Raw genomic sequence first — 22,956 nt, 5'->3', positions numbered from 1 at the left:
AGTAGCCGCCGCATCGTGCCCGTGGCGCCGGTCGCGCGGAATGCGCTCTCATTTTCCAGTCAGCGGGCTGGTTACGACAACCAGCTGCACGACTGCGACGCCGTCATCGGCGCCGCGCCCGGATGGCACCTTTGCGTCGCTATTGCTCGCTGTCCGAGGCACCCACCCAAGTTTGATCACAAGCGGGGACTGGGCGCCACTTGTGGACGCCGCGCAGTTCCACGCGTCGCGCGCGCCGGGCGCGAGCGGGTTTGCGTCGGCGCACACCACGCCACGTCCACCCGGCAGGCTCGCCGTCACTCGGCGCGTCCATTCCTTGATGTCCTGACGTTCCCTGAGTAGCGCACACTCCTGTCCTTGGCAGGCATTGGTAAGAAGGCTTGTACCGCGAGATGTCACGGTGGCGGTATCGATGCCTCTATAGCCTCCGTCACGTACCCGCTCCGCATTGGCGCGCATGCGCTCCGCCATATCATTCGCCAGCGACGACGCTACGAGTTCATAAGTGGACTGCTGGGAAAAACGGAGAGAGTTGGCGAGCAAGTTCGCCACGCCCAGCACGCCGACGCCGAGGACGAGAACGGCCACCAATGACTCGATCATGGTGAAACCGGCATTCGCGCGCGTGCGGCGCAGAAACATGGGCGTGCCCTCCGTCAATGACTACGCGGGCAACGCAGTTGTCACGCGCAGTTGTCAAATATTGGTCGGGGGGCGACGATTTGTACGCGCGAGATGTCTCTGGATCGTTACGACACGCTGCGCGCTGCGACTGACATCAGAAGGTGCCGTCGCAGTGGAATTTAACCATTGCGAGAGGGTTTGCGCGGCGTACTTGAGAATTCTTCAATAACTTCGCGAAATTCCGACACATCCTCAAAACTGCGATAAACGGAAGCGAAGCGGATATACGCGATCTTGTCGAGCTTGCGCAGTTCGCGCATGACCAGCTCGCCGAGCTGGCTGCTCGGGATTTCCTTCTCGCCGAGCGCGAGCAGTTTCTCTTCGATCTGCGTGATGGCGAGGTCGATTGCCTCGGCCGAGACAGGGCGCTTGCGCAGCGCCAGCCGCATCGAGTCCTGCAGCTTGGAGCGCGCGTACTCGACGCGCGAGCCGTTCTTCTTGACGATGGCCGGGAAGAACAGTTCGATGCGTTCGTAGGTGGTAAAGCGGCGATCGCAGGTTTCGCAACGCCGGCGGCGGCGCACGGTGTCGCCGTCTTCGGAAACACGGCTATCGAGAACCTGGGTATTGGAGTGACCGCAGAAAGGGCATTTCATGCCGTGCCGCCTGTTGAGTGGGTGGGCGCCCCTCTCCCGCGCGCGGGCGTGCGGAAGAGGGGGGGTCGGTCAGATGCCGATCAACCGTAGACCGGGAAGCGCTTGGTCAGCGCCGACACCTGCTCGCGCACCTTGGCGATGTTCGCTTCGTCGTGCGGGTTGTCCAGCACGTCGGCGATCAGGTTGCCCACCAGGCGTGCTTCGTCTTCCTTGAAACCGCGCGTGGTCATGGCCGGCGAGCCCAGGCGCACGCCCGAGGTCACGAACGGCTTTTCCGGGTCGTTCGGAATCGCGTTCTTGTTCACCGTGATGTGCGCGTCGCCAAGGATCTTCTCGGCTTCCTTGCCGGTGATCTGCTTTGCGCGCAGGTCCACAAGCATCACGTGGCTCTCGGTCTTGCCGGAGACGATACGCAGGCCGCGCGCGATCAGCGTTTCGGCCAGCGCGGCGGCGTTCTTCACCACCTGTTCCTGGTAGGCCTTGAACTCCGGAGTGAGCGCTTCCTTGAACGCGACGGCCTTGGCGGCGATCACGTGCATCAGCGGGCCGCCCTGAATGCCGGGGAAGATGGCCGAGTTGATGGCCTTCTCGTGCTCGGCCTTCATCAGGATCACGCCGCCACGCGGGCCGCGCAGGCTCTTGTGGGTCGTGGTGGTGACGAAGTCGGCGTGGGGCACCGGGTTCGGATACGCGCCCGCGGCGATCAGGCCCGCGTAGTGAGCCATGTCCACCATGAAGTAAGCGCCGACTGCCTTGGCAACCTTGGCGATACGCTCGAAGTCGATACGCAGCGCGAATGCCGAAGCGCCCGCGATGATCAGCTTGGGCTTGGTCTCGTGCGCCTGCTTTTCCAGCGCGTCGTAGTCGATGTCTTCCTGCGCGTTCAGACCGTAGCTGACCACGTTGAACCACTTGCCGCTCATGTTGAGCGCCATGCCGTGCGTCAGGTGACCGCCTTCAGCCAGGCTCATGCCCATGATGGTGTCACCGGGCTTGAGCATCGCGAAGAACACGCCCTGGTTGGCCTGCGAGCCCGAGTTCGGCTGCACGTTGGCGGCTTCGGCGCCAAACAGCTGCTTCACGCGGTCAATCGCGAGCTGCTCGACCACGTCCACGTACTCGCAGCCACCGTAGTAGCGCTTGCCGGGATAGCCCTCGGCGTACTTGTTGGTCAGCTGGGAGCCTTGCGCGGCCATCACGGCCGGCGAGGTGTAGTTCTCGGAAGCGATCAGTTCGATATGGTCTTCCTGGCGCTGATTTTCCTTCTGGATCGCGGCGAAGACTTCGGGGTCGATCTGGTCGATGGTGAAACGGCTGCGTTCGAACATGGCGTCACTCGTCTAAAAAGAGAATTCAGATAGCTCCGATTGCAATTTACGTCACATTGCATCGGAAAATTCTGGAAACAGGCTACTGCAAACTGTGGAGGTAGGGCGTGCGGGAAGGCATCGGCGATCCGTGCCAACGACCCCGTTCCAGACGGGATAGACGGCACAGGGCGCACCCTGCTTCCCATTCGCTGCCCAGGCGAGCGGCAGGCATGTTCGCACGAAATTGCATGAATCTCATACGGCATGCCAGAGAGCTTGCGCTTCCTCGTGGTAGTACCCACTGACTTCGCCAGTCGCGCAAGATGGAATGGTTGATGCGGAGTTTAACGCTTCGCGCGCCGGCCTGCAAATGACCCCCAACTGTGCTCCGTCACAAATCGGCCGCGCCCCGCAAAGCCGCGCCAGTGCTGGCTCGCAACTTGCTGTTGCAAAGTCGTCTGCGGGTTAACCACGGATGTGCGCTCCACTCCGTTACAATGCCGCCCATGTCGATTTTCGTGTGGCCGCTGCGCGTGTATTGGGAAGATACCGACGCAGGCGGTGTGGTGTTCTACGCCAATTACCTCAAGTTTTTCGAGCGCGCCCGCACGGAGTGGCTGCGTTCGCTCGGCATCGAACAGCAGAAGCTCGCCGATGAAGCTGGCGTGGTCTTCGTCGTACGCAGTACGGCCGTCGAATACAATGCGCCCGCCCGGCTGGACGACCAGCTGGAGATTCGCACGCGCGTGGAACGGGTGGGGCCGGCTTCGGTCCAATTCGCCCAGGAAGCATGGCGCGATGAACTCCTGCTGGCGGCCGGGGCGATTCGGGTGGGGTGCGTCGATAAAAGCACTTTCCGTCCGGCTCCGATTCCCAATCCCGTCCTAGAAACGATAAAGAAGACTCGATGAATCCGGTGACCGTCACGCAAGACCTGTCGATCATTTCGCTGGTGCTCAACGCCAGTCTGCTGGCACAGGCCGTCATGGCCCTGCTGCTGGTCATGTCCCTGTTCTCGTGGACCTATATTTTCCGCAAGCACCTCGCGCTGCGCGCCGCGCGCTCGCAGACCGAGATTTTCGAGCGGGATTTCTGGGCGGGTGGCGACCTGCAGGCGCTCTATAACAGCGCTGTGAATAATCGCCACAACACGGGCGCGCTCGAACGCATTTTCGAGTCGGGCATGGGTGAATTCCTGAAAGCGCGCGAGCGCAGCAGCGATGCCGGCGCATTGCTCGATGCCGCGCGTCGCGCGATGCGGGCCGCGTACCAGCGGGAAATGGACGTGCTGGAGTCGCATCTGCCGTTCCTCGCTTCGGTCGGCTCGGTCAGCCCGTATATCGGCCTGTTCGGCACCGTGTGGGGCATCATGAACGCGTTCCGCGGTCTGTCGAATGTCCAGCAGGCGACGCTCGCCTCGGTGGCGCCTGGCATCGCGGAAGCGCTGGTCGCGACCGCGATCGGCCTGTTTGCCGCGATTCCGGCGGTGATCGCCTATAACCGCTATGCCACCGAGATCGACCGTCTGGCGATCCGGTTCGAAAGCTTCATGGAAGAGTTCCTGAACATCCTGCAGCGGCAGACCCGCTGAGCATACGGAGCTAACAGATATGGCAGCCATCCAGCGTCGTGGCGGTTCGCGCCGCCGTGCCAGCGCGGAAATCAATGTCGTGCCGTACATCGACGTGATGCTCGTGCTGCTCGTCATCTTCATGGTGGCGGCCCCGATCGTGAGCCCTTCCGTCGTCGATCTGCCGTCCGTGGCCAATGCCACGCCGCAGCAGAAGGCGCCGCCGATCGTGGTGTCCGTCCATGAGGACGGCTCGCTGACCGCGCGCGGCAAGGACGCGTCGGGTAACACGTTCGATCGCAAGCTCGACAAGCGCGGTCTGCTGGACTTTGTCCACCAGCGCCAGAACGAGAATCCGGATCAGCCGGTGGTGATCGCCGCCGACCGCGCCGTCAAGTACGAAGCGGTGCTCGACGTGATGTCGGTGCTGAAGGCCGACGGCGTGAAGCGCGTCGGTCTGATGGTGAAGTCCAAATAAGCGTCGCGTCCTCTCGTGGCCACTCTGTCCTCGCAACATCCCTCTTCGCGTCCGCCGCGCCAGCCCCGCGCGGCGCGTGCCGCGTATCCGTACGAGCCCGTCAAGGAACGCGGCACGCTGCGCTCGTTCCTGCTTGCGCTTTTCATGCACGTGCTGCTTGGCATCGTGCTGTATTTCGGCGTGCATTGGCAGAGCAGCACGCCCGTCGGTGGCGAAGCCGAACTCTGGGACGAGATCCCGGACGTTGCCCCGACACCGCCCCCGCCGCCGCAACCGACGGTGCAGCCGCAGCCGGTTCCCACGCCGCAGGTACGCAGCAAGGCGGAAGAAGACGCCGATATCGCGCTCGAGCAGCAGAAGCGCAAGCTGGCGCAGGAGCAGGCTGCGAAGGACGAGGCCGCGCGTCAGGATCGCCTGCGCCAGGAGCAGCAGCGCAAGGAGCAGGATCGTAAAGAGCAGCAGCGTCAGGACGAGCTGAAGCAGCAGCAGGAAGCGCAGCGCAAGGAAGACGCGCGCAAGAAGGCGCAACAGGAACAGCAGGACGCGCAGCGCCGCAAGGAAGCTGACGAGAAGGCCGACGCCAAGGCCAAGGCCGACGCGAAGGCCAGGGCGGATGCCAACGCCAAGGCAAAGGCCGATGCGGACGCGAAGGCGAAGACCGATGCCGATGCCAAGGCAAAGGCCGCCGATGAAGCCAAGGCGAAGGCCAAGGCCGCCGCCGATGCGAAGGCCAAGAGTGACGCGCAGCGCAATGCCGAACTCGCGCGCCTGAAGGCACTGGCGAGTGGCGGTCCGGCCGTGAGCGGCGGTTCCAGTGGCGGTGGCGTGGGCAATGCCACCGGCTCGGGCGCGGGCGCCGGCGGCAACGCGTCGCCGGGCTACTCCGATCGTGTGCGCCGAAAAGTACTGCCGAACGTTAATTACGGCGGCGATACCTCGAGCAATCCGAACGCCGTGGTCGCAGTGCAACTCGCCCCGGACGGCACGGTGTTGTCGGCGCGCGTGTCGCGCAGCAGCGGCAACGCCGGCTGGGACGAAGCCGTGGTACGGGCCGTGGAGGCCTCGAGCCCGCTGCCACGTGACGAGAATGGCAAGGCGCCGAGCAGTATCTCGATTTCGTTCCGCCCGCGAAATTGAATCCGGAGCCGACAGTAAGGCGAATCGAAACACGAACGCAGCGCGAATAAAACAGCAAAGCCATGATTTGCAACAGAATGCAACCTTCATCGCTGGAGACTGACCTGGTCGCTACCATGAACGGTTGCCTGACGCAGCCGGCAGTGTGCGAGACGTACGCAAGCACGGATGGATGCGCCAGCCGCACCAAGTGTCTTGCTGATCTTGCCGTTCGCCGAGCCCGATGAATCTTGAAATCGACTTGAGGAGCAGCATGCGAAAGCTTTGGGCCCCCAACTGGCTGTCCGCGCGGCGCCAAAATGTACGTCTTGCGCTGATGGCATGGCTTGCTGCGGCACTGGCGATGTCCGCCGGTATCGCGCACGCCCAATTGAATGTGGAAATCGTAGGCGTCGGCTCGACGCAGTTTCCGATTGCCACAGCCAACTTCCAGGGCGAAGCCCAGGCCCCGATCAACCTCACCGCGATCATTCGCAGCGACCTCGTCAACAGTGGTCGCTTCAAGAATGTCGATCCGGGTGGCGCCACTGTCGCCGAGACCGCGAACGTCGACCTCGGCAGCTGGAAGGGCCGCGGCGCCGACGCCTTCGTCGCGGGTAGCGTGACCCCTGCCGCCAACGGCCAGTTCGAGGTGCGCTTCCGCCTGTACGACACCGTCAAGCAACAGAGCCTCGGCGGTCTGGCCTTCACGGTCGCCCCGGGCCAGCTGCGCGTGACCGCGCACAAGATCGCGGACTACATCTACGAGAAGCTGCTGGGCGAGCGCGGTGTGTTTGCCACGCGCCTGTCGTATGTGTCGCGCGTGGGCAATCGCTATCAGTTGCTGATCTCGGACTCCGATGGCCAGAACGCGCAGGTCGCGCTGTCCAGCAACGAGCCGATCATCTCGCCGGCATGGTCGCCGGACGGCCGCCGCGTGGCCTACGTCTCGTTCGAGGCGAAGAAGCCGGTGGTGTACGTGCATGACCTTGCTACGGGCAAGCGCGTGCTGGTCTCGAACCAGAAGGGCAACAACAGTGCGCCGTCGTGGTCGCCGGATGGCCAGAAGCTGGCCGTGGCGCTCTCGCGCGATGGCAACACGCAGGTGTATCTCGTCAACGCCGACGGTTCTGGCCTGCGCCGCATCTCGCGTAGCAGCGCAATCGATACCGAGCCGCAGTTCGCGCCGGACGGCCGCAGCATCTACTTCACCAGCGATCGTGGCGGTGCGCCGCAGATCTATCGCATGCCGGCAACCGGAGAGGAATCCGGCGCGGCACAGCGCGTGACCTTCAAGGGCAACTACAACGTCAGTCCGCGTATCTCGCCGGACGGCAAGTACCTGGCCTACATCACGCGCGCGGGCGGCTTCAAGCTGCAGCTGCAGGACCTGTCGAACGGTGACGTGACCTCCCTCACGGACACCTCGAACGATGAATCGCCGAGTTTCGCTGCCAACGGCAAGTACATTCTGTACGCCACACGCGTGGGAGGCCGCGCGGTACTGGCAGCGGTGTCGACCGATGGTCGTACCAAACAGGTTCTCTCCCTCCAGTCCGGTGATGTTCGCGAGCCGTCCTGGGGACCTTTCATGCAATAACGCAATAACAGAGGAGTAAATCGCCATGTCCCAAATGATGACCAAGACTCTCGCAATCGCCGCGCTGCTCGCGCTGGGCGCCTGCAGCTCGGGCGTGAAGCTCGACGACGCCGCCAAGTCGGGCGCCGGTACCGGTGCGCCGGCTGCCGACGGCCGTGCTGTGCAGCCCGTTGACGTCTCGCGCGATCCGCTGAACGATCCGAACGGCCCGCTGGCCAAGCGCAGCGTGTACTTCGACTTCGACAGCTACAGCGTCAAGGCCGACTACCAAAGCACGCTGTCGGCACACGCCCAGTACCTGAACGCCAACAAGAGCCGCAAGGTTCTGATCCAGGGCAACACCGATGAGCGTGGCACCAGCGAGTACAACCTCGCACTGGGCCAGAAGCGTGCCGAAGCCGTGCGTCGCTCGTTGAACTCCCTCGGCGTGGCCGACTCTCAACTGGAAGCCGTGAGCCTGGGCAAGGAAAAGCCGAAGGCCCTCGGTCACGACGAAGCCGCGTGGGCTGAAAACCGCCGCGCCGACATCGTTTACTGATCCACGGACGAGCCTTCATGAACGCACGCGTATCCACCTTGCTTTGGCTGGCCGCCGTCTCGGGCGGTCTGCTCGCTGCCACCCAGGCCCACGCCGGCGTCTTTGACGACGACGAGGCCCGCAAGGCCGTGATTACCCTGCGGGACCAGTTCAACGGTTTCCAGGCCACGGCATCGCAGCGCATTGACCAGAACAGCAAAGTCCAGCTCGACATGCAGAACCAGCTAGAGGGTCTGCGTCAGGAGGTGGCCCGTCTGCGCGGTCAGAACGAGGTGCTGCAGAATCAGGTGGACACGTTGCAGCGTCAGCAGAAGGACTACTACGCAGACCTCGACGCACGCCTGAAGAAGTTCGAACCGCAACAGGTCACCGTCGATGGTCGCGAAGGCCTGGCCCAGCCCACCGAGAAGCCCGAGTACGACGCCGCGCTCAAGCAGTTCCAGAGCGGCGACTTCAAGGGTGCGGGCAGTGCGTTCTCGTCGTTTGCGCGCAAATATCCGCAAAGTCCGTATCTGCCGCTCGCGCAGTTCTGGCTTGGCAATTCGCTGTACGCGCAGCGCGACTACAAGGGTTCGACATCGGTCCTGCAGACCATGGTCGATGCCAACCCCACGCATCCGAAGGCACCGGATGCCATGATCGCCATCGCGAACAACCAGCTTGAATCCGGCCAGAAGGCGGCCGCGAAGAAGACGCTGGAGAACGTGGTGGCCAAGTACCCGGGCACCGAAGGCGCGCAGGCGGCGAGTAACCGTCTGAAATCGCTCAAGTGATCGTGTAGTTGCCAACCTCGGTTGGATGGTCATGACAAAAAGCCCGCGGTTACCGCGGGTTTTTTGTTTTGGGGCCGGTGACCTGCTGCCGGGATAAAATACGCGTTTCCGCTGTGCCCAGCTGTTCGCCCACACTTCCCCCACATCATGACCAAACGTGCCATCGTCCTGCTTTCGGGCGGTCTTGACTCCGCCACCGTCCTTGCCATGGCCAATGCGCAAGGCTTCGAAACGTATGCGCTGTCCATGCGCTACGGCCAGCGCCATTCGTCCGAGCTCGAGGCCGCCAAGCGCGTGGCCGCGGCGCTCGGTGCGGTGCGTCACGAGATCATCGATCTCGACCTGCGCCGCTTTGGCGGCTCCGCACTGACGGACGATGCGTACGACGTGCCCACCGATGGCGCGGTCGGCGGTATTCCGATTACCTATGTGCCCGCGCGCAACACGATCATGCTGTCCCTCGCGCTCGGCTGGGCGGAAGCCGTGGGTGGCCGCGATCTGTTCTTCGGCGCCAACGCGGTGGATTACTCGGGCTATCCCGATTGCCGCCCGGAGTATGTGTCCGCGTATGAAGCGCTGGCCAATCTCGCGACCAAGGCCGGCGTCGAGGGCGAACGCTTCCATGTGCATGCGCCGATCATCGACATGACCAAGGGCGAGATCATTCGCGCCGGCGCTCGCCTCGGCGTCGATTACAGCCTGACGGTGTCGTGCTATCAGGCCGATGATGACGGCCGCGCGTGCGGCGTCTGCGATTCGTGCCGCATCCGCCGTGCGGGCTTTGAAGCTGCCGGCGTGCCGGATCCCACGCGCTACCAGGACGCCGCGGCCTGACGCGTGTTTCGCAGTCCCCATTCGAATAAGAAACAACTCATAACAAGAGCAGCATCGACATGCCCGAGATCAATCTTTCCGCGGTCACGCAGACCGTGCTGTGGAGCACGTTCGTGCTCACGTTCCTGTTTGGCGCGATTCTCCAGCGCACACATTTTTGCACCATGGGTGCGATATCCGATGTGGTGAACATGGGCGACTGGAATCGCCTGCGCATGTGGGGCCTTGCGATCGGCGTGGCGATGATCGGCACCGGCGTGCTTGCGTGGGCCGGGCAGATCGATCCGACGCGTACGATCTACACCGCAGCCAAGCTCGGCTGGCTCTCCGCGCTCGTCGGCGGTCTGCTGTTCGGCTTCGGCATGGTGCTGGCCTCGGGCTGTGGCAGCAAGACGCTGGTGCGCATCGGCGCGGGCAATCTGAAGTCGCTGGTCGTGTTCGTGTTTCTTGGACTGTCGGCCTATATGACGCTGCGCGGCGTGTTCGGTGTGGTGCGCGTGAATACCGTCGACGCGGTGGCCGTGACGCTGCCGGCCACACAGGATCTGCCATCGCTGCTTGCTCACGCCACCGGCCTCGCGCGCGGCACGCTGCAGCTTGCGCTCGGTCTCGTGCTCGGTTTGGCCATCAGCGCCTGGGCGCTCGTCGGGCGCGACTTCCGCAGCTTCGACAATCTGCTTGGCGGCATCGCGGTTGGGCTGATCATCGTTGCGATGTGGTACGTGTCGGGTCATCTGGGCTACGTTGCCGAGGACCCGAACACGCTAGAGGAAGTCTTCGTCGCCACCAACAGCGGCCGCATGGAGAGCCTGAGCTTCGTGGCGCCGTACGCGTACACGCTGGACTGGCTGATGCTGTTCAGCGATACGAGCAAGGTGCTGACGATCGGCATCGTGTCGGTATTCGGCGTGATCGCGGGCGCGATGGTCTGCGCACTGGCCACGCGCACGTTTCGCTGGGAAGGGTTTGGCGGTCCCGAGGACGTGGCCAACCATATGATCGGCGGCACGATGATGGGCATTGGCGGCGTGACGGCACTGGGCTGCACGATCGGGCAGGGGCTGTCGGGCATCTCGACGCTCGCGGTGGGCTCCTTCATCGTGTTCGCCGCCATCGTGATCGGCGCGATGCTCGCGTTCCGCTATCAGCTCTGGCGCCTCGAACGCATGGCTTGACGCGATATAGGGACCTCTTTATAATCACGGATTCTGTTTTTTCGGGTCGTTAGCTCAGTCGGTAGAGCAGCGGACTTTTAATCCGTTGGTCGCGTGTTCGAGTCACGCACGACCCACCAGCATGACGAAGGGCCTGTGGCGCACGCCACAGGCCCTTTTTGTTCTCATGTCGCGTGCTGCTTAACCATTCGTCAGCTTCGTGACCATGTCCTGAATGATGATGCGACGAACCGCGCGCAACAGTCTCAGTTCACCGGTTAGCTTCGCCACCAGCTCCGGACGCGCCTCACCTAGAGCGCGGTTTTCCTCTTCGACCACAGCGAGTAATGCGTCGGCTTGCGCAGGCATCTGGCTGAGCAATTCGCCGATCAGTCGGGAGGCCGTGCTCCGGCGGATACCTAACGTCTCTCCCGCATCTTCGAGCAGCGTTCTAGTAAATTCAGCGTATCGTTTGGCGCCGAGAACATTCGAGGTGAACTCGGACAAGTCAGGCCAGCGCGGCTTTTCCGTGACGCTGCGGGTGTCATACACCGCGTCACACAGCAGGTCGTAGAACGGCGACAGGGCGATGCCATTGCCATCGACCAGAAAGCTGAGGTTCTTCAGATGCGAGTCCCCGTTACCGACAATCACGCAGAACACCAACCAACGGAAGATACGGAGCCTCGCGGGGGCGGAAGCTCGGCAATGCTCAGCGAGATCTGAGAGCGCTTCCAGAGACCAACTGGTGTACTTCCGAGTGGGAGCCAGATTCAACATCTGACAGCCATCGATCGCGTGGCGGCGAAAAATGGATCCATCTTTCGTTACTCGGTCGAACCGCTCGATCAGGTAGACGGGCGCGGGGACATAGCGGCGCGTCACGTTCGGGACATCGAATCCAAGGCGAAATGCAAGGTTCATGACGAACCACTCGTTCGCGACGGAATGCGGATAATTTTCCGCCTCTGGGTGGTCGGGCTTCAGGATGTGCGTTGAGGTGGCCCCCCCGCTTGGCTCGTAAAGCAGGCCATCGCGCAATACGACTGGGAGCTTGTGCTGCGCGCCCGCCAGCGACATTTTTTTGGGCGCGTCATGCGTCAGCGGAATCTTGGGAAGATTGATGATCCGCTGGTTCAGCTCCTCGTCGCCGAGCAGACGAAGAGAGGTTTCCCGGTCTTGCTGGGCGTACGTTTCCGGCGAGGAAAGGGTGACGGAACCGGCAGACTCGCGTCCATAGTACGCAAGGAGCGCAAAAGCGTCGCTCACATCGGGCAGCTTTGCGTCGCTTGCCAGCAGTTCGCGCACTTTTTCTTCCGGTAGCAGGTTGTCGAAATACCACTGACAGGGGCGCGTGGTGCCACCGTCCACCTGTTTGCCCTGCTGAAGCGAAAGATGCGGGCTCAGTGCGAATTTGTCAGCGTTGGCAAGCCAATCCGGATGATATTCGAAAGCCCAGATATTTTGATTTTCGTGCAGTGTACCGATCACCTGGTGGTCGATCGACGCGAGCAAGGTTCGTTCTGTCATTTGTCGGCGGGATTCTTCGGGCGTTTCTTGCCTGGATCAGTCTGTTCGTGGGTTGCCAGAACCTGGTGCGCACGCTTCAGAGTCATCCCCGCTCGTGACTTCCCGGTGGGCTGGGTAGCCCGTAAGCGCTCCGCGGCGCGCAGCACCAACGCTGCTATCGAGGCGGAGTCCTTATTGAGAGTGCCCTCCAACGACGCCGGGGTAGTTGCCTTCCCAGCGGGACTCGCAACGAGACGCTCCGCATTTCGGAAATCCCGCATCGCGGCGCGGTGCTGCGCTCTCTGTGACTGAGTCGACAGCAGTTCTTCGCTCGCGTCGGGAATGTCCAGGGTCACGGTGACACCCAGGCCCTCCAGTATCTGAAAGAGCTTCCCCCACTGGACGGATTCCGCGCCTCCTTCGGCCTTGTTGATGAACGACAGACTCACACCGACGCTGCCGGCAGCGTCGTCCTGACGAAGGCGCTGAGCTTTGCGAGCCGCTCGTATTACGCCTCCGATGTCGGAGGCCTTGCTGATCGTGTAGCGCATAGGAAGTCGTGCCATCCTCGGTGGTGAAACTGTGCGAACGTAGAGTATGGTACCTCAACGGCTGCTCATGGTGACAAAACTGTGCAATCGACGATTTTATCGACCGAATCAGCTCGATTCGGATTGAAACTATGTGTTCGACGAATTTTGCGCGGTTAACTCGATTTAACTTTGCAAAAATGTGCGATCGCACAGTTCGGTTCGCATATTGCCGGTCTCCGCGATCTGCGCGGATGTGCCGGGCTCTGCCATTCGGGTGCACATCGCTTTTTTCTTGATGTGCCTCTATCATTGCTCCGGGCCGGCAAAAAATAATACGTCTGAGTTAAAGACGCCGACACCGTCGTGACCCAGAATGGACGTTACGCCACGCGCCAACATGCGCGTCGTGGCGACGCTCCGCATTCTTTCATCCGAGGTATCGACGATTTGCCGGCTGCGCGGAAGCTGGCAAGGGAAGTCTTTATGCTGCAGCATGGCGGATCCCCGCCGGCTGGCGGACGCGTGCTGCGCGTCGCCTGGCCGTTCGTCCCCGTGGTTTTCGCGCTGGCGTTGTTTTGCGTGGCCAGTGTCGACTTGCTATCCGCGTCGCGCGCATTCATCTCCGCGGAAAGTCTCTGGTCCAAAGGCCAGAAAGCCGCGGTGCTCCATCTGTTGCGCTTTGCCGAGACGCGTGAGGACGTCGACTTCGAGGCGTATCGCATGGCCATCGCGCTGCCGCTCGGTGACCGCGAGGCGCGCATCGCGCTCGAACGCGACGACGACTTCGATCGCGACAAGGCATTCCAGGGCCTGATCGCGGGCGGCAATCATCCCGACGATATTCCGGCGATGATTCGGCTATACCGCTATTTTCGCAATGTCGACGAGATCGATCGCGCGATCGCGCTGTGGGCTGAGGCCGATCAGGAAATCCACAAGCTCGACGGTCTTGCGACGGCGCTGCGCGAGCACGCTGCGGACTCCGCGTGCGATGCCCTTTGCCTGAAACCCCTGGTCACAGCCATCACCGACATCGACGCGCGGCTCACGCCGCTCGAGATCGCGTTCTCGTACAGCATTGGCACCGCGTCGCGGCGCGTGCGTGACACGCTGCTGTGGGGCGCGGTCGGTCTGGTGGTGATGCTGCTGCTGAGCGCACTGTGGTTGTCGTATCGCATCCTGCGACAGGAGCGACGCTTGCGCGAAGCACTGACAGGCAGCGAGGAGCGGCTCAAGCTGGCGGTGGCCGGCAGCAGCGATGGACTGTGGGACTGGCATCCACATCGCGGCGAACTTTATTTCTCGCCGCGATGCGCCGAGATGCTCGGCTACGAGCCGGACGAATTGCCGCACGCGCGTGAGACGCTGCTCGCGCTGATGCATCCGGCCGATGTGCCTGGCTTCGAGCGGCAACTGTCGCGACATCTGCGCGAAGGCACGCAATATGACGTCGAATTCCGTCTGCGCCGCAAGACCGGCGGCTTCCAATGGGTGCGTTCGCGCGGCCGCATGGTGCGTGGCACGACCGGCAAGCCCGCGCGCATGGCCGGTTCGCTGACCGATATCTCCGATCGCAAGGAATTCGAATCGCAGCTGTTCGCCGAGAAGGAGCGCGCGCAGGTCACGCTGCAGGCGATTGGCGAGGCCGTGGTGACCACCGACGTGTGGGGCCGCATCGAATCGCTGAATCCGGTGGCGGAACTGCTGACGGGCTGGTCGAATCAGGAGGCCGTGGGTACCTTTCTCGCGCAGACCTGTCCGCTGCAGGATGAGAGTACGGGCGCGGCGATTACCGACTTGATCTCGCGCGCGCTGCACGAGCGCTGGCCCACGCAGGCCATCATGCTGCTGGCACGGCGCGGCGGCGGGCTGGTTGCGGTCAAGCCGTCGGTGGCGCTGATCCGCGATCGCGCGGGGCTCGCAATCGGCGTCGTGCTCGTGCTGCACGATGTGAGCATGGAGCGCGCGCATGCGGCGCGGCTCGCGCACGAGGCCACGCACGATGCGCTGACGGGCCTCGTCAATCGCGCCGAGTTCGAACGCCGGCTGGCCGCGGCCACCAGCAGTACGCGCCAGACCGACTGCACGCATACGCTGATGTACCTCGATCTGGACCAGTTCAAGGTGGTCAACGATACCTGCGGGCACGCGGCTGGAGATGAACTGATCCGGCAGGTGGCCGAGGTCATGCGTCAGGCGCTGCGCAAGGGCGATACGCTCGCGCGCCTGGGCGGCGACGAATTCGGCGTGCTGCTCGAGCATTGCTCGGGTGAGGAGGGCGCGCGCGTGGCCGAGATACTGCGGCGTGCGATCTCGGGGTTTCGCTTTGCGCACCGGCAGCGCACGTTCGCGCTCGGTGTCAGTATCGGTGTGGTGAGTCTCGACGGCAGCATCGTCAAGATCGAGGAAGCGCTCAGCGCGGCCGACGCGGCGTGCTACATGGCGAAGGAGGGCGGGCGCAATCGCGTGCAGGTCTATCGCATGGACGACAACGAGATGCAGTCGCGCCGGGGCGAGATGGAATGGGTCAGCCGGGTGCACGCGGCGCTGGCCGCGGGGCGCTTTTGCCTCTATGCGCAGGAAATCGTCGCGTTGCAGCCGGACGTGGAAGGTCAGTGCGGCCGCCATATCGAACTGCTGTTGCGCCTGATCGACGAACGCGGCGAGTTGGTGCCGCCGATGGCGTTCGTGCCGGCCTGCGAGCGCTTCAATCTGATGCCGATGATCGACCGCTGGGTGGTCGAGACTGGCTTTGCCGCGCTCGCGCGTCTGGAGGCGGAGCAGCCCGGTGCGATCGCGATGTGTTCGATCAACCTGTCTGGCGCGTCGCTCGCGGACGACCATTTCCCCGCGTTCGTGCAGCAACAGGCCGAGCTGCGCGGGCTGGCGCTGGATGGCATCTGCTTCGAGATCACCGAGACCGCCGCCATTGCCAACCTCAAGCAGGCGGCCAAGTTTATCCAGCAGTTGCAGGCGATGGGCTGCGCATTCGCGCTCGACGATTTCGGCGCGGGCATGTCATCGTTCGCGTACCTCAAGCATTTGCCGGCGGCCTACCTGAAGATCGACGGCAGCTTTGTACGCGAGATGCTCGACGACCCGGTCAATCTCGTGATGATCGAGGCGATTCAACGCATCGGGCAGGCCATGGGCAAACGCACGATCGCCGAGTTCGTCGAAAGCGAGGAGATGCTGCACCGCCTGCGCGCGCTTGGCATCGACTACGCGCAGGGGCACCATATCGCGCGCCCGCAGCCGTTTGCGCGGGGCACGAGCGTGCACGTGGATACGAACGAGCGGTTCGCGGTGACGCTGTAGTTCAGCGTCACGGTTCGGGTCACCGCTCAGGCCACCGGTGGTTTCAGACCGGCGGCGGTACGATCGGTGACGTCGCGTCGATCGTGCTTTCGGCCGGCGAGGCCGGCGAGTGCACCAGCGGATCGCGGAAGCCGGTATCGCCCGGCTTTCGCGATTTACGGACATCGTGGCGCTGGGCGGCCTGCCATGACCGGTAGGCAAAATAGCCCGCACCGGCCACCACGCCGAGCTTCGATACCTTCCAGGCGACGCGGCCCAGCGCGGTCTTGCGCAGCAGGGGCAGCGCCAGCGTGATCGCGGTGCTGACCATTGGATACTGGCGTGTAATGCCAAACATCTTCAGCCAGCCACCGGGTCGCGAGAGTCCCGTGAGTCGCGGCAGCCAGGCGCTCACATTGCCCATACGGCGGGCGCCGCCACGCACCTGCTGCAATGCCTGCACGGCATCGTAACGTTCCAGCGCGGCACGCGTGAGCAGCAGCTCCTTGCGTACCGCGAGCGGCAGCCGGACCTCGTGCGAGAAGCGCGCGGGCCGCGGATGATCGCGGCGCGGCCGGTCGCCTACGCGTTCGTCGGCGTACGGGCCTTTCTGGTTCTGATCGTCGTTGGCGGAGGTCATCGGCGCAGCATCTCCCGGTCCTTGTCGAGCTCAGCGAGCGTGGCTTCGAACAGTGGGGGCGCATCGCGCAGCTTGTTGCGCGCCACCAGCAGGCATCCCGCAGCCGCGATGAAATAGAACAGCACGATGGCGAGAATGGCCTGCCACCGGTAGGTTTCCCAGAACAGAATGACGATCAGCAGCGTGAAGGTCATCAGCGCCATGCTGAAGAAAGCCAGCGCAAAACAGGCAAGTAGCGCCACCTTCATCAATCGGGCGCGCTCCTCGGCCAGTTCCACGCTCGCCAGTTCCAGCCGCGTCTGCAGCATCGACACGATCGAGCCGCCCAGATTGCGGAGGGATTCCAGGAACTTCGGGGAAGAGGGTTCGCTCATGCGACGGTCTTGACGAATGTGCGAGGCGTGACGCGGAAAGACTCGCGACGCGGCCGGCGGTGTTGGAGCCTCGAGCAGGGAGGCCCTGGGCATGGAGACCCGAGCAGGTGGCCCCCGGCAACGACCCGGCCAAGGTTTCCCAGGCCGGGCCTAATAAATTTTCGGCGCGGGCGGCACGCTCGTACCGCCCGCGCGGATACGACTTACTTGCGATTGAGCAGCAGGCCGACCAGCAGACCCACGCCGGCCGCCACGCCCACGGCGCGCCACGGATGGTCATGCACGTAATCGTCGGTCGCGCGTGCGGCGGCCTTGCTCTTGGTGACCACAGCGTCCTGCAGATCCTGGGCCTTTTCCTTGGCCTGCTTCAGCAGGCCCATGCCACGCTCGCGCAGTTCGGCAGCTTTTTCGCCGGTAGTCGAGGCCGCTTGCTTAAGCAATTCTTCGGCATCGGACAGAACGGTCTTGACATCGCTCATCAGTTTCTCCTGTTTGCGGGCGGTTGGTTGTGTCAGTGACATTTTGCCTTGCTCGCTCCCACTTGTGGCGGTTCATCTTTCCACCTGGGCCATGAACTTGTCATCTGGGGCCATGAACCTAGCATATGTGGCGGCGAGCCATCGTTTCAAGTCTTGACACCTGCGTGTTTCGGGCGTTCGTTCCGGTCTCGATGGCATAACGATAACGGCAGGAACGGCATTCGGCTATAGTCCGAACCGCCGGAAACCGAAGTATGGCAAGGCTTTCGGCGATGCGAAGTCTTATGACTTCGAGTGATTTTGTAGTTACTTTATATTCGTTTGGGTTGGATCGCAATCTCGTTAAGCTGGTTCAATTCGTTTCTATCCCCCCGATCAACAGGAGAGAAGGCATGTCTTTGCGTCTCGGCGATATCGCCCCGGATTTCGAGCAGGATTCCAGTGAAGGCCCTATCCGTTTTCACGAATGGCTCGGCGAAGGCTGGGGTGTCCTGTTTTCGCACCCTGCCGACTACACGCCGGTGTGCACGACCGAACTCGGTCTGACCGCGAAGCTCAAGGAAGAGTTCGCCAAGCGCGGCGTGAAGGCCATCGCTTTGTCTGTGGATAACGTGGAATCGCACAAGGGTTGGATCCGCGATATCAACGAAACGCAGTCAACGTCGGTCAACTTCCCGATTCTTGCCGACAGCGACCGCAAGGTTTCCGGTCTGTACGACATGATTCATCCGAACGCCAACGACACGCTGACGGTGCGTTCGCTGTTCATCATCGACCCGAAGAAGAAAGTGCGCCTGATCATTACGTATCCGGCCAGCACGGGTAGAAATTTCAACGAGATTCTGCGCGTTATCGATTCGCTGCAACTGACCGACAACCATAGCGTCGCCACGCCGGGCAACTGGCAGGACGGTGACGACGTGGTCATCGTGCCGTCGCTGAAGGACGAAGAGGTGATCCGCCAGAAATTCCCGAAGGGTTACAAGGCGGTGCGTCCGTACCTGCGCATGACGCCGCAGCCGAACAAGTAAACCAGTGTTTTAACGGCGGGGCAGCCCGTCGTCTCCTTGGTAGTGTGTGATTTTCGCCCGGCGTGACGTCAGTCCCGCCGGGCGTTTTGTTTCGACCTGTTACGACGCTCAGAAGAAGGCTTGCAGGCCGGTCTGGGCGCGGCCAAGAATCAGCGCGTGGATGTCGTGTGTGCCCTCGTAGGTGTTGACCACCTCGAGGTTCACGACGTGACGGATCACGCCGAATTCGTCCGAAATGCCGTTGCCACCGAGCATGTCGCGCGCGACGCGGGCGATATCGAGTGACTTGCCGCACGAATTGCGCTTCATGATCGAAGTAATCTCCACCGCCGCGGTACCGTCATCCTTCATGCGGCCCAGGCGCAGGCAGCCTTGCAGGGCCAGCGTGATTTCGGTCTGCATGTCGGCGAGTTTCTTCTGTACCAGCTGCGTGGCAGCCAGCGGACGGCCGAACTGCTTGCGGTCCAGCGTGTACTGGCGGGCAGTGTGCCAGCAGAATTCGGCGGCGCCGAGCGCGCCCCAGGCGATGCCGTAACGGGCCGAGTTCAGGCAGGTGAACGGACCCTTGAGGCCGCTGACGCCCGGCATGATGTTCTCTTCCGGCACGAACACCTGATCCATCACGATCTCGCCGGTAATCGACGTGCGCAGGCCCACCTTGCCGTGGATCGCCGGTGCCGACAGACCCTTCCAGCCCTTTTCGAGGATAAAGCCGCGAATCGCGTCCTTGCCGTCTTCGCCCACCAGCTTGGCCCACACCACGAACACGTCGGCGATCGGCGAGTTAGTGATCCACATCTTGGCGCCGCTCAGCTCGTAGCCGCCGGCCACCTTCTTGGCGCGCGTGATCATCGAGCCCGGATCGGAACCATGGTTCGGTTCGGTCAGGCCGAAGCAGCCGATCCACTCGCCGGTGGCAAGCTTCGGCAGGTACTTTTCTTTCTGCGCGTCGGTGCCGAACTCATAGATCGGCACCATCACCAGCGACGACTGCACGCTCATCATCGAGCGGTAACCCGAGTCCACGCGCTCCACTTCACGCGCGATCAGACCGTAGCTCACGTAGTTGAGGCCGGGGCCGCCGTATTGCTCGGGGATGGTGGGGCCGAGCAGGCCCAGTTCGCCCATCTCGCGGAAAATCTCGATGTCGGTCTTCTCGTTACGGAAGGACTGCAACACGCGCGGCATCAGCTTGTCCTGGCAATAGGACGCCGCCGCGTCACGCACCATGCGCTCGTCGTCGGTGAGTTGCTGGTCCAGCAGCAGGGGGTCGGTCCAATTGAATTCGGCGTGGGCCATCGAGGTCTCCTGAAAAATTGTGGTTCCGCATTGCGGAACCTTGTTCCGATGCGGTAGTATAGCTGAACCTCGCGTCGGTGCAATACCGCTTCGATGCGTCGCATCAATAGGCGCATCAATAGGCCGCAACGTCAAACCGCCGCGTCAACAGGAGACTACCTTGGCCGATGTCCCGTCAGTTGCCGCATCCGGTGCTGCCACCGAGCGCGCGCCGAGCGAGCGCGAGAGCGATCCCAACTTCGTCACGGCACTCGCGCGCGGCCTCGAGCTGCTGCGCTGCTTCCGCACGGGCGAGGCAATGCTCGGCAATCAGGACTTCGTGCGCCGCACGGGCTTCCCGAAGGCGACGGTGAGCCGGCTGGCCGGTACGCTCGTGCAGCTCGGCTATCTGCGCTACGACAACTCGCTCGGCAAGTACGCGCTCGATGCCGGCGTGCTCGCGCTCGGTTTCTCGTATCTGTCGGCATCGAACGTGGTGGGGCTCGCGCGGCCGCATATGCTGGCGTTCGCGCAGTCGTACGGGGTGTCGGTGTCGCTGGGCAAGCGGGAGCGGATGGAAGTCATCTACCTCGAATCGATTCGTAACGACGCGGGCGTGATGCTCGGCCTCGGCGTGGGCTCGCGGCTGTCACTGGTGTCGAGTTCGATGGGGCGCGCCTATCTGGCGGCGTTGCCGTCGGCGCGGCGCGAGCGCGTGCTCGCGGAGTTCGCGCAGGCCTATCCGGAGCAATGGCGGCAGCAGGAGGCGCCGATGCGCGCCGCACTCGATGAGGCCGAGCGCACCGGCTACTCGGCCTCGTTCCGCGACTGGCATCCGGCTATTCACGCCTGCGCGGTGGCGTACCGACCGATCGGCGAGCGCGATATCCACATGCTCAGTTGCAGCGCCTCATATGGCGCGGTGCCCGAGCAAGACTTCCACGACAAGCTTGCACCGGCGCTGCGCGCGTTAGCCGCGCGCCTGTCGGACGCGAGCAGCTGACGAGCGTCCGTCAAAGATCGGTGCGCAGTTTCCACAATTCGGGGAACAGCACCACATCCAGCATCTTGCGCAGGTAACCCACGCCTTCGGTGCCGCCGGTGCCGCGCTTGAAGCCAATCACGCGCTCGACCGTGGTGACATGGCGGAAGCGCCATTGCCGGAAGGCATCCTCGAGGTCGACGAACTTCTCGCCGAGTTCGTACAGCTCCCAGTGCGCGGTCGGGTCGCGATAGACCTGCAGCCACGCGGCTTCCACCGACGCGTTGTAGCCGGCCGGTTGCGTCCAGTCCCGCTCGAGGCATGCCGCGTCGATGGCGAAACCACGCCGCGCCATCAAACGGATCGCCTCGTCGTACAGCGACGGTGCCTGCAACGATGCCTCCACCAGCGCAAGTTGCTCGGACCGATGCGCATGCGGCCGCAGCATCGCCGCGTTCTTGTTGCCGAGAATGAATTCGATCTCGCGATACTGGTAGGACTGAAAGCCTGACGAAGCGCCGAGGTACGGACGCATCGCCGAGTACTCGGGCGGCGTCATCGTGGCCAGCACGTTCCAGGCCTGCACCAGTTGATCCATGATGCGCGAGACGCGCGTCAGCATCTTGAACGCGGGCGGCAGGCGATCTTCACGCACGCTCTCGCGCGCGGCGCGCAACTCGTGCAGCATCAGCTTCATCCACAACTCGGTGGTCTGATGCTGGACGATAAACAGCATCTCGTTGTGATCGGGTGAACGCGGGTGCTGGGCGTTGAGAATCTGATCGAGGCCGAGATAGTCGCCGTAGCTCATATCGCGCGCGAAATCCATCTGCGCGCCGTGCCAGTTTCCCTCTTCATCCTGCTTGCCTGCCGAAAACGGGCAGCCCTGTGTCGTGCTCATATGTTGTCGCCTCTGATTCAGGTCACCTGGCCGCGCACCGCGAAGCGCGCCTCGCGATAGACGTCGCCGTCCAATACCTCGCGCAGCACTTCGACCGCATCCCACACTTCGGTGAAGCTCGTGTATAGCGGCGTAAAACCGAAGCGTGCAATCGATGGTTCGCGATAGTCGCCGATCACGCCGCGCTCGATCAGCGCTGCCACCACGGCATAGCCATCGGGATGCGCAAAGCTGACGTGGCTGCCGCGCCGTGCGTGTTCGCGCGGCGTGACGAGCTTGAGGGGATGATCGCCGCAACGGTGCTCGACGAGGCGAATAAACAGGTCCGTCAGGCGCAGCGACTTGGCGCGCAATGCGGTCATGCTGGTCTGTGCGAACACGTCGAGCCCGCATTCGACCAGCGCGAGCGAGGTCATCGGCTGCGTGCCGCACAGGAAGCGGCCGATACCTTCAGTGGGCTGGTAGCGCGGCGACATCGCAAACGGGGCGGCATGACCCCACCATCCGGACAGCGGCTGCCAGAACGCATCGCGCAGCGCGGGCGCGACCCATACAAAGGCCGGCGAACCCGGGCCACCGTTGAGATATTTGTAGGTGCAGCCGATTGCGTAGTCGGCCTGCGCACCGTGCAGATCGACGGGCACCGCGCCGGCCGAATGGGCCAGATCCCAGACGGTGAGCGCGCCGCGCGCATGGGCCAGTTCGGTCAGGCCTGCCATGTCGAGCATCTCGCCGGACTGGTAGTTGACGTGCGTGAGCATCAGCACCGCGCAGTCGGCATCGATGGCGGCATCGAGCTGCGACGGGTCGTCGACGAGGCGCAGCGAATAGCCCTGCTGGAGCAGATCGGCGAGTCCCTGCGCGATATAGAGATCGGTCGGGAAGTTGCTCGACTCGGAGACGATCACGCGGCGTGACGGATCGCGTTGCTGCTGCACGCGCAGCGCCGCGGCCAACACCTTGAACAGGTTGATCGAGGTGGTATCGGTGACCACCACTTCGTCGTCGCGCGCGCCGATCAGCGGCGCGAGCTTGTTGCCGAGCCGGCGCGGCAGATCGAACCAGCCGGCGGTGTTCCAGCTGCGGATCAGGCCATCGCCCCATTCGGCGGCGACCACCTCCGCTGCGCGCGCGGCGGCGGCGTGTGGCCGCGCGCCAAGCGAGTTGCCGTCGAGATAGATCACGCCCTTGGGTAGGGCGAATTGCGCGCGCAGCGGTGCGAGCGGATCGTCGCGGTCGAGCGCCACGCAGTGTTCACGAGTAAATGCGGTCATGGGGA

The 22,956-nt window shown here is 63.2% G+C and carries 23 protein-coding genes, 1 tRNA gene, 1 pseudogene and 1 riboswitch; of the genes and pseudogenes, 13 read left to right on the top strand and 12 right to left on the bottom strand.

Annotation, left to right across the window (positions count from 1 at the left end; genetic code table 11):
- Positions 1-48 precede the first annotated feature (48 nt).
- From pilV to glyA, 3 genes are all read right to left on the bottom strand, one after another.
- A complete protein-coding gene (pilV, locus tag LDO41_RS08515; protein ID WP_223984815.1) occupies positions 49-642 on the bottom strand; it encodes a type IV pilus modification protein PilV in 594 nt (197 codons plus the stop codon).
- A 161-nt stretch (positions 643-803) separates the two neighbouring features.
- The gene (gene nrdR / locus LDO41_RS08510; protein WP_223984812.1) at positions 804-1,280 is read right to left on the bottom strand and encodes a transcriptional regulator NrdR; all 477 of its coding nucleotides are present in this window, start codon (positions 1,278-1,280) and stop codon (positions 804-806) included.
- Positions 1,281-1,360: 80 nt separating this feature from the next.
- Positions 1,361-2,608 (bottom strand): serine hydroxymethyltransferase, encoded by a 1,248-nt coding sequence (gene glyA / locus LDO41_RS08505; protein WP_223984809.1) that lies wholly within the window; start codon positions 2,606-2,608, stop codon positions 1,361-1,363.
- A gap of 186 nt (positions 2,609-2,794) precedes the next feature.
- Positions 2,795-2,918, bottom strand: a riboswitch (ZMP/ZTP riboswitch).
- Positions 2,919-3,096: 178 nt separating this feature from the next.
- Between glyA and ybgC the strand changes: the two genes are divergently transcribed.
- From ybgC to LDO41_RS08455, 10 genes are all read left to right on the top strand, one after another.
- A complete protein-coding gene (ybgC, locus tag LDO41_RS08500) occupies positions 3,097-3,501 on the top strand; it encodes a tol-pal system-associated acyl-CoA thioesterase (RefSeq protein ID WP_223984807.1) in 405 nt (134 codons plus the stop codon).
- Positions 3,498-4,181 (top strand): protein TolQ, encoded by a 684-nt coding sequence (gene tolQ, locus LDO41_RS08495; protein WP_223984804.1) that lies wholly within the window; start codon positions 3,498-3,500, stop codon positions 4,179-4,181. Before ybgC ends, tolQ begins: the two co-directional genes overlap by 4 nt.
- A gap of 19 nt (positions 4,182-4,200) precedes the next feature.
- Positions 4,201-4,638 carry a protein TolR gene (tolR, locus tag LDO41_RS08490; protein ID WP_223984800.1) on the top strand — a complete coding sequence of 146 codons (438 nt, stop codon included), beginning with the start codon at positions 4,201-4,203 and terminating at the stop codon, positions 4,636-4,638.
- A gap of 15 nt (positions 4,639-4,653) precedes the next feature.
- A complete protein-coding gene (tolA, locus tag LDO41_RS08485; RefSeq protein WP_377744217.1) occupies positions 4,654-5,775 on the top strand; it encodes a cell envelope integrity protein TolA in 1,122 nt (373 codons plus the stop codon).
- Positions 5,776-6,028: 253 nt separating this feature from the next.
- On the top strand, positions 6,029-7,354 hold the full coding sequence (gene tolB / locus LDO41_RS08480; RefSeq protein ID WP_223984798.1) for a Tol-Pal system beta propeller repeat protein TolB: 1,326 nt from the start codon (positions 6,029-6,031) through the stop codon (positions 7,352-7,354).
- 25 nt (positions 7,355-7,379) lie between these two features.
- Positions 7,380-7,892 carry a peptidoglycan-associated lipoprotein Pal gene (pal, locus tag LDO41_RS08475; RefSeq protein ID WP_223984796.1) on the top strand — a complete coding sequence of 171 codons (513 nt, stop codon included), beginning with the start codon at positions 7,380-7,382 and terminating at the stop codon, positions 7,890-7,892.
- A gap of 17 nt (positions 7,893-7,909) precedes the next feature.
- Positions 7,910-8,665, top strand: coding sequence for a tol-pal system protein YbgF (ybgF, locus tag LDO41_RS08470; RefSeq protein WP_223984785.1), 756 nt, complete (start codon positions 7,910-7,912; stop codon positions 8,663-8,665).
- Between the two features lie 147 nt (positions 8,666-8,812).
- Complete coding sequence (gene queC / locus LDO41_RS08465; protein WP_223984782.1) at positions 8,813-9,499, top strand: 7-cyano-7-deazaguanine synthase QueC; 687 nt, start codon at positions 8,813-8,815, stop codon at positions 9,497-9,499.
- Between the two features lie 59 nt (positions 9,500-9,558).
- The gene (locus LDO41_RS08460) at positions 9,559-10,674 is read left to right on the top strand and encodes a YeeE/YedE family protein (protein WP_223984779.1); all 1,116 of its coding nucleotides are present in this window, start codon (positions 9,559-9,561) and stop codon (positions 10,672-10,674) included.
- A gap of 43 nt (positions 10,675-10,717) precedes the next feature.
- A tRNA-Lys gene (locus tag LDO41_RS08455) sits at positions 10,718-10,793 on the top strand.
- Between the two features lie 61 nt (positions 10,794-10,854).
- On the opposite strand, the gene LDO41_RS08450 is transcribed toward LDO41_RS08455, so the two are convergent.
- The 3 genes and pseudogenes from LDO41_RS08450 to LDO41_RS08440 all read right to left on the bottom strand — a co-directional run bounded on the left by LDO41_RS08450 (position 10,855) and on the right by LDO41_RS08440 (position 13,190).
- The gene (locus LDO41_RS08450) at positions 10,855-12,183 is read right to left on the bottom strand and encodes a HipA domain-containing protein (RefSeq protein WP_223984776.1); all 1,329 of its coding nucleotides are present in this window, start codon (positions 12,181-12,183) and stop codon (positions 10,855-10,857) included.
- A gap of 286 nt (positions 12,184-12,469) precedes the next feature.
- A pseudogene (locus tag LDO41_RS34335) lies at positions 12,470-12,713 on the bottom strand (helix-turn-helix domain-containing protein); the annotation flags it as partial.
- A 288-nt stretch (positions 12,714-13,001) separates the two neighbouring features.
- Positions 13,002-13,190 (bottom strand): hypothetical protein, encoded by a 189-nt coding sequence (locus LDO41_RS08440; protein WP_223984769.1) that lies wholly within the window; start codon positions 13,188-13,190, stop codon positions 13,002-13,004.
- Here LDO41_RS08440 and LDO41_RS08435 point away from each other — a divergent pair.
- A complete protein-coding gene (locus LDO41_RS08435) occupies positions 13,179-16,013 on the top strand; it encodes an EAL domain-containing protein (protein ID WP_223984766.1) in 2,835 nt (944 codons plus the stop codon). The genes LDO41_RS08440 and LDO41_RS08435 overlap by 12 nt on opposite strands.
- Before the next feature lie 43 nt (positions 16,014-16,056).
- Here LDO41_RS08435 and LDO41_RS08430 read toward each other — a convergent pair whose 3' ends face one another.
- The 3 genes from LDO41_RS08430 to LDO41_RS08420 form a co-directional block, all read right to left on the bottom strand.
- Positions 16,057-16,632 (bottom strand): DUF3318 domain-containing protein, encoded by a 576-nt coding sequence (locus LDO41_RS08430; RefSeq protein ID WP_223984763.1) that lies wholly within the window; start codon positions 16,630-16,632, stop codon positions 16,057-16,059.
- Complete coding sequence (locus LDO41_RS08425; RefSeq protein WP_223984760.1) at positions 16,629-17,006, bottom strand: phage holin family protein; 378 nt, start codon at positions 17,004-17,006, stop codon at positions 16,629-16,631. Before LDO41_RS08425 ends, LDO41_RS08430 begins: the two co-directional genes overlap by 4 nt.
- Before the next feature lie 203 nt (positions 17,007-17,209).
- A complete protein-coding gene (locus LDO41_RS08420; protein WP_318036280.1) occupies positions 17,210-17,527 on the bottom strand; it encodes a DUF883 family protein in 318 nt (105 codons plus the stop codon).
- Between the two features lie 350 nt (positions 17,528-17,877).
- Here LDO41_RS08420 and LDO41_RS08415 point away from each other — a divergent pair, with 350 nt between their 5' ends.
- Positions 17,878-18,516, top strand: a complete 639-nt coding sequence (locus LDO41_RS08415) for a peroxiredoxin (RefSeq protein ID WP_223984746.1) — start codon at positions 17,878-17,880, stop codon at positions 18,514-18,516.
- A gap of 108 nt (positions 18,517-18,624) precedes the next feature.
- Here the strand turns inward: LDO41_RS08415 and LDO41_RS08410 are convergent, their stop codons facing one another.
- Positions 18,625-19,815 carry an acyl-CoA dehydrogenase gene (locus LDO41_RS08410; protein ID WP_223984743.1) on the bottom strand — a complete coding sequence of 397 codons (1,191 nt, stop codon included), beginning with the start codon at positions 19,813-19,815 and terminating at the stop codon, positions 18,625-18,627.
- A 160-nt stretch (positions 19,816-19,975) separates the two neighbouring features.
- On the opposite strand from LDO41_RS08410, the gene LDO41_RS08405 reads away from it, so the two are divergent.
- Positions 19,976-20,797, top strand: a complete 822-nt coding sequence (locus LDO41_RS08405; RefSeq protein WP_223984740.1) for an IclR family transcriptional regulator — start codon at positions 19,976-19,978, stop codon at positions 20,795-20,797.
- 10 nt (positions 20,798-20,807) lie between these two features.
- On the opposite strand, the gene kynA is transcribed toward LDO41_RS08405, so the two are convergent.
- Entirely contained in the window at positions 20,808-21,677 is an 870-nt protein-coding gene (gene kynA, locus LDO41_RS08400) for a tryptophan 2,3-dioxygenase (RefSeq protein WP_223984736.1), read from the bottom strand.
- A gap of 17 nt (positions 21,678-21,694) precedes the next feature.
- Complete coding sequence (gene kynU / locus LDO41_RS08395; protein WP_223984733.1) at positions 21,695-22,951, bottom strand: kynureninase; 1,257 nt, start codon at positions 22,949-22,951, stop codon at positions 21,695-21,697.
- Positions 22,952-22,956 lie beyond the last annotated feature (5 nt).

This window comes from Cupriavidus pampae, assembly GCF_914271485.1.
GTDB classification, from domain to species: domain Bacteria; phylum Pseudomonadota; class Gammaproteobacteria; order Burkholderiales; family Burkholderiaceae; genus Cupriavidus; species Cupriavidus pampae.
The sequence above is the reverse complement of the archived record's forward strand: the minus strand, read 5'-3'. Positions and strand labels throughout refer to the sequence as shown.